The sequence below is a fragment of the Pseudomonadota bacterium genome (assembly GCA_018823135.1).
GTDB lineage: Bacteria > Desulfobacterota > Desulfobulbia > Desulfobulbales > CALZHT01 > JAHJJF01.
This window is the reverse complement of sequence record JAHJJF010000137.1, coordinates 1-11,849: the sequence shown is the minus strand read 5'-3', so window position 1 is coordinate 11,849 and position 11,849 is coordinate 1. Positions and strand designations below refer to the sequence as shown.

Sequence of the window (11,849 nt, the reverse complement as noted above, 5' to 3'; positions counted from 1 at the left end):
GGCAATTTCTACTGGGTTGCGAATACAGGCGATGAATACGGCCATAATGTCAGAGGGATCAGCGCTGCAGACGGGACACTGAATTCAGCGCCCGGCGGCATTGCAGGCTGCACAGGTTGCCATACTTCCCTGACCTTGACGGATGCGGAAACCGACGGGGGCAGGACCAACGGTTGTCGGGGATGCCATCAGAGTGTTCTCCATCATGCACCACAGCAGGCGGAAGGCACGGTGCCCGTGGCAATAAACGGCTGGTACAGGTTTCTCAATGCTCCCACGGCTCATGATCTTGTCGGCGGCGGTCCGGTGCACGGCATTGAAGACCCCAACTGGGAACAAACCCCGGACAAGGATACCCACAATGTTTATTACGGCGGGACCGGGAACGATAATGAGGATCCGCAATCAATGGGGAAATACTGCTCCGGATGCCATTATAATTTTCACGCGGATGGCGATAACACCAATGAATCTTTTTTCGGTGTGGATAACGGCGGTAACACGGCCACGGAGGTCTGGTTCCGTCATCCGGCTGATGCGGTGATCCCCAACTCCTCGGAATACACCAGCTATGTGGAATATGACCCTCTGGTTCCTGTGGGCAGGCAGGAAAAGGCGGACATCGCCACAGTTGCCATGGACGTTGTCCGACCCGGTACTGATAAGGTTATCTGTGTTTCGTGTCACCGGGCCCATGGAAGCGCCTACCCTGATATGTTGCGCTGGGATTATACCGGCATGGAAACCGGCACCACCGGATCAACTGCCGGAACCGGCTGTTTCAAGTGTCATTCTACCAAGGATGGCGTCTAACTTCTGGTAACGATCTGGCCGGAATTCCCCGGAGACTCGCTACGCTCCCTTATCTGTCATCAACTGTTTAGCATACCTGAGTATAGCTACACAGTTTCTTTGTATATCCAACAATCCAGTTAGGTGAAAAGCCAGGGCTGCTCGACTTCTCTAATTGGCAATTTGTTCTTTTGCCCTGATCTTACATTCGATTAAATCGTTATGCGTAAGCCTCAGCAGGTTGGCGAGTTTATGGGCAAAATGGTCCTCGTGCATTTCAAGATGACCGTCGGCATGGATGATCCGCCATACCGCTTCCATGACTGCGAGTTTTTCTTCTTTTGAGTATTGCTTATTGATCTGATTGGTGTATTGCCAGAGGTCGATTGCGTCATTTCTTTCCTGGTGGGCAAGTTCGATGAGTTCCTGGGTGTAATCATCGGTAAGGCCGAATTGTGTTTTCAGGGTCTCGATGACGTGGTCCATTTCTTCCTGGGTGCATTCGTTATCAACTTGGGCTGCTTCAAGGAGCAGGACGGAGGCGGCTATTTGTGTTCTTTCTGCACTGTTATTTTTTACGGGTTCTTTGGGGTCGGGCTTCTTGATGATGTTTTTGATCAGGTCGAACATGGTTTCTCCGTTAAGTTTATTTGTGAAAAAATGACCTTATCTCATATCCCGAAAAATGCAAGGGGGAGGAGGTATCATCCAGAGTTTTCCAGGGTTTTGATTCCCTTCCTGAAAAAATAATAGGAAAGACCGAAGGCCAGGGTGATTGAAGTCAATATCCAGAGTATGAGAATAAAAAAGTCATAAGGCTGCAGACTGATGCCCCTGAGCCATTTTTTGACGATCCGGTAGGCAGGCATCGCTCCGAAAAAGATAACAAGCAATTGAAAGGTCATCGCCGTAAAAAGGTACAATATCGCGCCCATACTGCCAAGCACCGCAGCCTTGTTTTCCGCTTTGAAATCCGCATGCATTGCCCCGAAACCCAGAGCCATGGCCACCACTGTCCAGGTAATTATCGTACTGGTGATAACCGAGAACCACCACATGGGTCCTTCAATATTCAGCAGATGGTCCGAGGCAATGACCAGCAGCAGGGACAGGATGGTGAACGGGATAACATAAAAAAGAAATTTATAGAGCAGATAGCGGGTTAAGGATATGGGCGCACTGCGGATCATGTAAAAAGCCCCACCTTCAAGTCCCACTGAAGGGTAGACAAAACGCGCCGAAAGCGAGGTGATGATGAAACCGGTAAGGCCGATATTAAGAAAGGATATGAGGTTTGTGACGTATTCCTCTTCAAAAAAAGAGCGTTCAACAGGCAGTGATTTGAAATTGTAGAGATATACAACCACCAGGGCGGCGATCATGAAAAGCTGAGACCATTCGGCGGTATCCCGCAAAAATGCCTTTGATTCCTTTCGGTAGAATTGCAGCCACAGGGACGGGCGGTAGGAGAGGTTTTTTGCAAAGCTCCGGTGGCCGCCGAATGATTCCTGGGACTTTGAAAATCCCGGGAAAAACCAGTGGTGCATTGCCCATTCGGCAATAATGTACAGGGAAACCGGGGTGGTGAGTAGCAGGGCGAAAAGCAGCCAGTCCACCTGCCGGTCCATGAGATAGAGAGAGAGCAGGTTGGCGGCCCAGGCAGCCGGGACATAGGGGCCGGCAGGGGTTGCGATGCTTGAAAGATAATCGACGAACTGGGCGTACTGGTCGGGATTCACCAGGTTTTCGGGTTTCATCAGGCGGAACATGATGTAAATGAAAATCCCGAAACAAAGCGACAGGTAAAGGATGATATCCTTGGTGCGCCTGGCCGGGAAGATATTCACCAGGAGAATGATGATCAGCATGCCGAATGCCGAGGCGGTGGTGGCGGTGGAGACGACGCTGACCAGCATCAGCAGCCAGTAGATGAAGTCGGCATCAAAGACCTTGCCGTAGGCCGCAAAAAAAGGCAGCGAGAAGACGATCATCATCCAGGAAGTGAAAATTGTTGTGGTCACATAGCGCATGAAGAAAATTTCTGACGGCGGCACCGGTGCTGAAAAAATGATTTCATTATCCTGCGACAGAAATATGGTTGAAACCGCTGACACCATGCAGGAAAAGATCAGCATCGCAAAAAATGTTATCCAGGCCATCTGAAAGATCTTCAGGCTCAGGATGATGCCCAGCTCGCTCTGGCTGTGAAAATAGGTGATGACCTTTAATGACACCAGATAGATGAAATAGAACAGGCCGGCGCTGAAAACAGCTGCACCGATGGTTTTATACGGCACCTGTCCCGGCGGGAAAAACCGATTTTTTGACGACCATAGAAAGGGTTTGAGAAGGGTGAAGGAGGTTTTCATTGTTGTTTTCTTAAGTATTGTCGGCATCGTAAAAAGCACGATGCGGACGCGTATTCATCTTATAACTTATTGAAATTACTGGTGGCGATAATTCAGCTTCCGACTTTTTACGTTTCATCAATTATTCCTTAATGCGGCAATAACTTCATGGAGTTCGTAGGCGCCGGTGAGTTCCAGGAAGATTTCTTCAAGGCCTGAGTCTTCGAGTTTTGCCTCGGTACGCAGCTGGGCCAGGGTGCCGGTGGTTCTGATTTCACCGTGGGTGATGATGGCGATGTGGTCGCAGAGTTCTTCGGCGATTTCCAGGGAATGGGTGGAGAGAAAGATCGAGCCGCCCTGGCGTGCATGATTCTTGAATAGTTCCTTGACGATTTTGGCACTCTTGGGGTCAAGCCCTACCATGGGCTCGTCAACGACAATCACCGGCGGCTCAATCATCAATGCCGAGGCGATGATCAGTTTCTGGCGCATGCCGTGGGAATAGCTCTCAATGAGATGGTCCTGCCAGTCAACAAGATCAAAGAGCTTGAGATATCGCCGGGTGTTTTTGATGAAATTTTCTTCCGGCACCTGGTAAAGGCTTGCGGTGAATTGCAGAAATTCAATACCGGTGAGTTTTTCATAAAGATAGGGCCTGTCCGGGATGTAGCCGGTGGCCTGTTTGCAATTTTCAGGGTGCTTTGCAAGGTTCTGGCCGTGGATTTGGATTCTGCCGCTATCAGGTTTGAGCAGGCCTGCGAGCATTTTAATCGTCGTGGTTTTTCCTGCGCCGTTTGGGCCGAGAAAACCGAAGATCTCGCCACTCTTTACTTCAAGGCTGATGTTGTTCACTGCCTTATAGGTACCGAATGTCTTGGTCAGACCGTCGACCACAATCCGCTTCGTATCAGTTGGGGTGTTTTCCTTGCTCAAGAGAGTCCTCCGTGCCCATGACTTCAATGGTAAGTTTGCCCAGCAGGGCGCCGATCTTGATCATTTCCTTCGTTTCGCCGGAGATGAATTTGATGTGTGAGATATCCGCAGGAAACTGGTTCTTGGTGGTATCAAGACTTATCCAGCGGTCATCTAAGCAGACTTCGTTCCAGGCGTGGTAATAAAAGGCATCATCATAATAGACGACTCCGGCAACGATCCTGGTCGGGATCTTTGCATTCCTGGCCATTGCCGCAAACAGCGCCGCATGCTCGTTGCAATCGCCCTTTTTGATGCTCAGCGTTGTAAGGGCGTCGGGAATCCCCAGAACCGGTCGTTTTTCCAGATTATTATAGACCCATTCTGAAATAATCCGGGCTGTTGCAAGAGGCGGATCGTTCTCGTCAACCAGATCGCTCACCTGGTCGGTGATCGCCTGGTTCAGGGACTGGATATAGGGGGTGGACGCAAGTTCGTTGTCATAGCCAGAGCAGGGCAGGGAATTTATCGCAGGCAGGGATTCAATGGTCACGGTAAGCATGTCGCCTGCGAGCTGCTGGCGGTCGGTGTCGAGCTCCACCTCCGCTCCTTCAGGATAAGAAAGCCTGTATTGAATTGCGTTGAGTTTGGTGATATCCGGCATCCTGCCGATTATTGGCGCTGAAACCGCGCTTAAGATTTCCTTGCCTTTTAGGGCGATATCAGTGGCCTTGAATTCCGGTTCGGAAATAAAGACAAAACCGGCCGGCGATTCCTCCTGGATGACCTTGCCGTTGTCATCGATCCAGCTGTTGATCCGCACCCCGGAGAAAGTCTCGATAAAATGGTGCAGTTTGTAAACCCTGCCCTTGATCAGTTTTTTTTCATAGCCCCGATACTCCATGATCGTATCTTTGCCGGACAGGGAGATGGGATCGAAATAGGGGATTTTGATTTTTTCGCCTTCTTTGAGTCCCTCTTTCAAAAGATAGGCCCGCTGATTGGTGGAGATGAAGGGCGGTTTTTTAAGCCTGATGATATCTTTTATTTCTTCTTTGCCGGTGAGCAGGGTGAAATGCACGTCGTTGCCGATTACTTCCCCTTGGGCCTGCATCTGATAAAAGGGGGAAGAGAGTTTGAAGTCAAAATGTTTCAACAGAAAGGAATCGGTGAGTTCGGCTTTGACATCCATGCTTATCGGATGACTTTCATTTAAAATGTTGAGTCGCATGTAGGCGTTTTGTTCAAGGGCGACGGTCTGGTTATCGGTTTTATAAAGCCGGTTTTTGACGTAGCCGATTCGTTCACCCTGGAAATAGATCCCCATGAAACTTTCCTCCCTGCCGCGTTTGAGTATTTCGGTTTCGCGCACTTCAATGGTTTTGACAAAATAATCACGTTCCAGGAGCAGACCGAAAACAATCAGCCAGCAAGAAAGAAAGGCTATTCGTATGAGAATTGAGAAATTCATAGGAGAAATAAGTTGGGCCGCCGGGAACTATTGCCGGGAAATCATCCGACAACCCAGATGGCAACGTCGACGGCCATGGCGATTACCTGGCTTGATACGCCTTTAAACATGCCTTTGATTGAATCTTCGCCGCGGCGTCCCATGACAATGGTGCCGAAATCGTCGATCAACGCCTGGCGAACAATCTGCCTGCTCGGGTAAAGGCCCTTGTTGGTTGTGAGTCTGTAGATTCTTTCCAACGGGAAGCCTTGTTCAATAAGTATTTGTTCCGGGGCATGAAACAGACTGTCTTCACGGTTCATGTGAAGATCACACCAGTCTTTGCCCCAGATGGTATGACATTGTTTGGTGGTCGTGGCTCCCTGGTTTGCAAACATCGCCTCTGAATTAAAGAGCGTCACTTCCGCATAGGGGTTGCCTTTTAAAATAAAAGCCAGATGGTCTACCGCCTTCAAGGCATAAGGTGAACCGTCCACCGGCACGAGAAATTTTCTTGAATCAACATGGCCGTCGATAATCCACCGGGGAACATCATGGCATTTTTCCAGCAAAGAGGTGGAGACACTACCCATGATAAATTCTTCAAGCTTGCCGATGCCGCGTCTGCCGATGACCAGCGCGTCATAAAGACCTTTGCGTGCCTTATGGATTATCTCGCCATGTATACTGCCGCCGGTAAGTTTTACATCTGTTGATATCCGTTCAGGGGCGACGCCGCGACGTCCCAACTGGCTGACTGCTTCTTTCATGTAATGGTTTGCCTGATTGAGGCGCTTGCGGGTTTCTGGGCTGATGGCCGCCATCAGGTCAAGCTCGTCAACCCAGCCGCTGCCGGCGGCCATGGCCGAGGTGTGAACCACACAGAAGAGATCCAGGTGAATGTCTTCCAGATCGGTAAATAATCTGGCCAGGTAATTAATTTCGTTTGTCGAATACACCGAAGTGTCAGTGGCGACGAGGATTTTTCTTTCCATGGTGTCTGTGTTCCGTTTTATGAAGTCTTCAGTTAATAACTCAACTTTCTGGTTTGTTCTAATTGATTGAAATTCTGTAGTTATTTTGAAAATTAATGCCATTGATTCACTGTCGGAAGAATTCAGGAGCCAGTATTAAGAATTCAAAAATGACTGATTTTACAGCATTTCTCCTGTTTTCTGACTACTGAATTCTAAATTCAAATTGCCTAACTTGATCAAAGTCGCTGATTAATTCACTTGTGTTCAGTCAGTTAAGTCTACTCAGAAATTTCAATTAATAAGGGTCTCCATTCAGGTAACTGCAGGTTGTGCCAAGATAATTTTCAAAGACAATTTCCTTGCCGAACCTGCTGATATATTCAGGCAATATGGGTATTTTGCCGCCGCCTCCCGGCGCATCAATCGCATAAGTTGGAACTGCCAGTCCGGAGGTGTGGCCGATAAGTGATTTCAAAATTGTGATGCCGGATTCGACAGTTGTCCTGAAATGATTCGTACCCTTTGTCATGTCTCCTTGGAAAATATAATACGGTTTTACCCGGATAAGCAAAAGTTTATGCATTAATTTTTTGATTAATTCAGGATTATCATTAACGCCTTTGAGTAAAACTGTCTGGCAGCCCATGGGAATTCCTGCGTTTGCGAGGCGTGCGCAGGCAAGGCTTGCTTCCGGGGTGATTTCGTCCGGATGATTGAAGTGGGTGTTGATATAAATCGGGTGGTAACGTTTGAGCATATGAGCGAGTCTGATGGTGACCCGCATGGGCAGGGTGCAGGGGACCCGGGTGCCGAGGCGGATGATTTCAACATGGGGAATACTCCGCAATGATTTGAGAATCCCTTCCAGTTGATCGTCTTCCAGCAGCAGCGGATCGCCGCCTGACACCAGCACATCCCTGATTGCCGGCGTTTTGCGGATATATTCGAGGCCAGCGCTGATCGTCTCCCGGGTAATCTGCATCCGGTCGGTGCCTACTTTTCTTTTTCGGGTGCAGAACCGGCAATACATGGCGCATTGCGAGGTGACCAGGAATAACACCCGGTCCGGATATTTGTGGATCAGGTTGGGGACCGGGCTTAAGTTTTCTTCATCAAGAGGATCGGGGATGCAGACATTGTCTTCGAGTTCCTGAATGTCTGGAACCGCCTGCTTCCAGATCGGATCGCCAACCTTTTTGATCAGACTGAGATAATAGGAGTTAATCCGCATGGGATAGGTTGATACGACCTCATCAAGGCGGTGTGGGTCCATTATCTCCCACGGTAATTGGGCAGGTCGGGTGATGGCGTTCCGGAGAGTTTTTTCCCAGCTTTTCATTGATAATCTTTGCGGTTAATGGTTGGATTTACTATTCCTGTCTTGTCTTTTTCCCGTGTTTGCGCAAGAAGAACATCTCCCCGGAAGTTTATGTATCATAAAATTTAAGCGAAGAGAACAAGGAAACCAATCAATTATGCTTACCCAGGATTTAATAATAACTCTTTTGGTGATTCTTACCTCGGCCTGGTTCATGGGGTTTATTTTTTCCCGCATGGGTCTTCCCGTGATGCTGGGCGAGATCGTTGCCGGGTTGATTATCGGTCCGCCAATACTTGGCATCGTTCAGATGACCGACCAATTGGAGTTTCTTGCCGAGCTGGGAATATTTCTTGCCATGTTCCATGCGGGCATGGAAATGGACCCTAAAAAACTCCTGGCAAATATCTGGCCGTCAATCGCCACAGCAATCGGCGGTTTTGTTCTGCCTTTTGTCCTGGGTTTTTTCGTCACCAAGGCTTTCGGAGGCACGGTGTATCAGGCGCTTTTTATCGGGGTGGGATTGTCGGTTACCGCCATCGCCGTCCAGGCGGTAATCCTTGAAAATATGCAGATCCATCGTTCGGATGTCGGGCATGTCATCCTTGGCGCCGCCATTGTCGATGATATTCTTTCCCTGGTGACCTTGTCCATCCTCATCGGCATGGTCAAGAGCGGCACTCTTGAAATACACGAGTTTATAAAACTTATTTTCAAAGTGGTGCTTTTTTTCGGGGTGACCATACTTTCCGGTGAATTCCTGGTGCCGTTTCTCGGGAAACGCCTGAAAGACATCGGCGGCAAGGCATTTACCTTTGCCATCCTTGTCGCCTTGTTCTTCGGGTTGTTTGCTGAAAAAGCGGGCCTGCATTTTGTCATCGGTGCATTTCTGGCCGGACAGTTCGTGCGACGCGGCATTCCCAATGAAAAAGTGTATGAAATTATTAACACGAGATTTTACGGGTTGAGCTATGGCTTTCTTACTCCGATATTTTTCGTTTCCCTTGCTTTTCATCTGCACATCGACTGGTCGGTGAATTTTATCCTTTTTGCCTCGGCTATCACACTAGTTGCGGTTTTTGGCAAAGTTGCGGGGTGTTTTGCCGGGGTCCGACTTTTTGGTAGAACCAGTCGTGAATCTTTGTTGATCGGTTATGGGATGAATGGCCGGGGTGCCGTAGAGCTGGTTATTGCGGCAATTGTTATCAGTCTCAGTAATGAATTGATGGCAAAGGGCCTGATCGTCGAACCGCTACTTACCGGGACCCAGTTTTCAGCCTTGGTATTCATGGCATTTGTGACCACGCTGATCACGCCGTTGCTTATGAAGGCCTCGGTGATGAAAAGCTGCTCCGGGGATGAAAAGGAGAGTTTCTGCGCCTTGATTGATAAGAGTAAAAAAGAATAATCAAGAGAATGATGGGATTTTGTGGTGTTTTACACCGGCTCAAGGGGCAGGTATTTTGGTTTCCAGCGCATTTTATCGATGAGGGTTTCAAGGCGTTGCGGATCATTGTCATGCTGGAATCTACTGTAGACGCAGAGTCCGCTCAATCCCTCTTTAATCGCGGTTAGTCCTACTGCATGGGCAACTTCCCGGCTCACCTTTCTCAGGTCGTTCACCGGCGGCAGAAGTATGCCTTTTTTGAGATCGGCGGCAGATACCTGTTCGGCAACCGCTTTTGCCGCTGCGGTGAAAAAGGACGGCAGCACCTCCCTTGCCCCTGATGCCAGCACGCCCAGGCCCACTCCCGGGAATACAAAGACGTTATTGCATTGACCGATGCGGATTTTTCTGCCGCCGAATTCAACGGCCGGGAAGGGGCTGCCGGTTCCCACCAGGGCGCGGCCGTCAGTCCAGCGATAGACATCTTCCGGAACGGCTTCAGCCATAGAGGTGGGATTACTCAGGGGCAGGATCACCGGGCGTTCGGTATGCCTTGAAACTTCTCTGATTATTTCTTCGTTAAAGCAGCTTGCCTGGCCGGAGGTGCCGATGAGCACGGTAATTCCCGCTTGTCTTACAACGCTTGCCAGTGTTGCATCCTTTTCATCCTTGAACCAGGCAAGAACAGCCGGGTCTTTGGCGAATTTCTCCTTGTATGGATCAAGCCTGCGGCCGGTGGTCACCAATCCCCGGCTGTCAATGGTGAAGATTTTTTCACGAGCCTGGGTGGTGTTCAAACCCTCTTCCAGGAGCGCCGATTCGATCTGTTCGGCGATGCCGACCCCTCCCGCACCGGCGCCGTGGACAAGAAAGACCTGATCCCTAAGTTTCTGTTTTTTGATTTTCATGGCCGCGAGAATCCCGGCAAGGGTGATTGCCCCGGTTCCCTGGATATCGTCATTAAAGGAAATGAGGTCGTGGAGATAGGTGTCTCGTATGGCAAAGGCCTTCTGTTTGGAGAAATCCTCCCATTGACACAGCGCATTGGGATAGACGGTGCGGAAGGCCTTGGCAAACCGCTGGATGAATTTCACATATTCATCCCCTTGAAGCCTTTCATGCCGCCAGCCCAGGTAGTTTTCATCGGCGAGAAGCACCTTGTTGTCGGTCCCGACATCGAGAGAAATGGGCAGACAATGCCAGGGCGCGATCCCTGCCCCTTGGGTATAGAGCATGAGCTTGCCCAGACAGATGGCAATGCCGCCGGCCCCCTGGTCGCCGATGCCTAAAATTCCCTGATTGTCGGTGACCACTGCCACCCGGATATCACGGTGGCCGTATTGCTGGAGGATGTCCTCGGCCTGGTCGATATTATCGGGATAAAAATGCAGGCCGTTGGCCTTTCTGAACATGGATGAGTATTGCTGACAGGCCAGGCCCACGGTGGGGGTATAGATAATCCGCATGAAGCTTTCGATGTCGCTGGCGATGAGGGCATGGGCCAGGGTGGCGTTGCGGTCGAACAGCGAGCGGATATAGATGAATTTTTCAATATCGCTCTGCTTTTCATTGAATACCGCGAGATTATTTCTGATCTGGCTTTCCATAGGTCTTATGGCGGGCGGGATAAGGCCTTCCAGCTTCAGACCGGCGCGTTCCTTTCTGGTAAAGGAGGTGCCCTTGTTGGTATAATTGTTATTCTGAACGCCAAGCCCGCGGGTGAATACCTGGATTTTTTTCGTGTTCCCGTAATCATCGTAGATGAAGCTGTATGTGTCCTGAGGCATATTTATTCCTTGATGGCGTCGTAAAAAGTCGCTCTACTGCATCATAGCGGGTTCGCAAAATGCTCGACATATCATCTATATGCCTCCGCTTCCGCGACACCACTATTCTTTGTATATCAAGCTTTTTGCTTAGCCATCTTAAAGCGGTACGATGGACTTTTTAGGAGTCCATCTTTCCTTAAGTTATTCAGAAAAAAGCGATGCTTTGATGTATTCTCGGTTCATCCGGGCGATATTTCTGATTGATACGCCTTTGGGGCAGGCCTCTTCGCAATGCCTGATATTGCCGCAATTGCCGAATCCCAGTTCGTCCATTTTTCTGACCATTGCCAGGGCGCGACGTTTTCTTTCCGGTTCCCCCTGGGGGAGCAGGGCGAGATGGGAGATTTTTGCGCCCACAAAGAGCATGGCCGAGGCATTGGGGCAGGCTGCCACACAGGCGCCGCAGCCGATGCATTCCGCCGCGTCCAGGGCCTGTTCGGCTTTGTCGGCTGCAACCGGCAGGGCATTTGCATCTGGAGCGCCGCCGGTATTCACCGAAACATAGCCACCTTCGGCAATTATCTGGTCAAAGGCGCTGCGGTCAACAATCAGATCCTTGATCAGTTTGAAAGCCCGGGACCTGAAGGGTTCGATGACCAGGGTGTCGTGGTCCTTGAAGTTGCGCATATGGAGCTGGCAGAGGGTTGTTTTCTTTTCCGGGCCATGGGGCTCGCCGTTGACCACCGCGCCGCACGTGCCGCAGATCCCTTCCCGGCAGTCATGGTCAAAGGCCACCGGTTCTTCACCTTTGTGGATGAGTTGCTCGTTGACCACGTCTAGCATTTCAAGGAAAGACATGTCGGTTGATATGGGGCCGGTCTCAAGGGTCTGAAATG

10 protein-coding genes are annotated in these 11,849 nt (G+C 50.0%); 2 read left to right on the top strand and 8 right to left on the bottom strand.

From position 1 onward, the window contains the following. The coding region (locus tag KKE17_14250; protein ID MBU1711162.1) for a hypothetical protein at window positions 1-813 on the top strand (813 nt) is incomplete at its 5' end. Between the two features lie 150 nt (window positions 814-963). Here the strand turns inward: KKE17_14250 and KKE17_14245 are convergent. From KKE17_14245 to KKE17_14220, 6 genes are all read right to left on the bottom strand, one after another. Then, on the bottom strand, window positions 964-1,422 hold the full coding sequence (locus KKE17_14245; GenBank protein MBU1711161.1) for a TerB family tellurite resistance protein: 459 nt from the start codon (window positions 1,420-1,422) through the stop codon (window positions 964-966). A 74-nt stretch (window positions 1,423-1,496) separates the two neighbouring features. Further along, window positions 1,497-3,161, bottom strand: a complete 1,665-nt coding sequence (locus tag KKE17_14240; protein ID MBU1711160.1) for a hypothetical protein — start codon at window positions 3,159-3,161, stop codon at window positions 1,497-1,499. A gap of 117 nt (window positions 3,162-3,278) precedes the next feature. After that, entirely contained in the window at window positions 3,279-4,037 is a 759-nt protein-coding gene (locus tag KKE17_14235; GenBank protein ID MBU1711159.1) for an ABC transporter ATP-binding protein, read from the bottom strand. A 10-nt stretch (window positions 4,038-4,047) separates the two neighbouring features. Further along, a complete protein-coding gene (locus tag KKE17_14230) occupies window positions 4,048-5,523 on the bottom strand; it encodes a transglutaminase-like domain-containing protein (protein MBU1711158.1) in 1,476 nt (491 codons plus the stop codon). A 41-nt stretch (window positions 5,524-5,564) separates the two neighbouring features. Next, on the bottom strand, window positions 5,565-6,599 hold the full coding sequence (locus KKE17_14225) for a universal stress protein (protein MBU1711157.1): 1,035 nt from the start codon (window positions 6,597-6,599) through the stop codon (window positions 5,565-5,567). Between the two features lie 175 nt (window positions 6,600-6,774). After that, window positions 6,775-7,818: a KamA family radical SAM protein gene (locus KKE17_14220; protein ID MBU1711156.1), complete on the bottom strand. Its 1,044-nt coding sequence runs from the start codon at window positions 7,816-7,818 to the stop codon at window positions 6,775-6,777. A 136-nt stretch (window positions 7,819-7,954) separates the two neighbouring features. Here KKE17_14220 and KKE17_14215 point away from each other — a divergent pair, with 136 nt between their 5' ends. Beyond that, window positions 7,955-9,205 carry a cation:proton antiporter gene (locus KKE17_14215; protein ID MBU1711155.1) on the top strand — a complete coding sequence of 417 codons (1,251 nt, stop codon included), beginning with the start codon at window positions 7,955-7,957 and terminating at the stop codon, window positions 9,203-9,205. A 29-nt stretch (window positions 9,206-9,234) separates the two neighbouring features. Here the strand turns inward: KKE17_14215 and KKE17_14210 are convergent, their stop codons facing one another. After that, window positions 9,235-10,971 (bottom strand): NAD-dependent malic enzyme, encoded by a 1,737-nt coding sequence (locus KKE17_14210; protein ID MBU1711154.1) that lies wholly within the window; start codon window positions 10,969-10,971, stop codon window positions 9,235-9,237. A 183-nt stretch (window positions 10,972-11,154) separates the two neighbouring features. Next, the coding region (locus tag KKE17_14205; GenBank protein ID MBU1711153.1) for a succinate dehydrogenase/fumarate reductase iron-sulfur subunit at window positions 11,155-11,849 on the bottom strand (695 nt) is incomplete at its 5' end.

Coding starts and splice junctions, on each gene's coding strand:
- KKE17_14220 (MBU1711156.1), bottom strand. CDS start 7,818: ATGAAAAGCTGGGAAAAAACTCTCCGGAACGCCATCACCCGACCTGCC.
- KKE17_14230 (MBU1711158.1), bottom strand. CDS start 5,523: ATGAATTTCTCAATTCTCATACGAATAGCCTTTCTTTCTTGCTGGCTG.
- KKE17_14225 (MBU1711157.1), bottom strand. CDS start 6,599: ATGGCATTAATTTTCAAAATAACTACAGAATTTCAATCAATTAGAACA.
- KKE17_14210 (MBU1711154.1), bottom strand. CDS start 10,971: ATGCCTCAGGACACATACAGCTTCATCTACGATGATTACGGGAACACG.
- KKE17_14215 (MBU1711155.1), top strand. CDS start 7,955: ATGCTTACCCAGGATTTAATAATAACTCTTTTGGTGATTCTTACCTCG.
- KKE17_14240 (MBU1711160.1), bottom strand. CDS start 3,161: ATGAAAACCTCCTTCACCCTTCTCAAACCCTTTCTATGGTCGTCAAAA.
- KKE17_14245 (MBU1711161.1), bottom strand. CDS start 1,422: ATGTTCGACCTGATCAAAAACATCATCAAGAAGCCCGACCCCAAAGAA.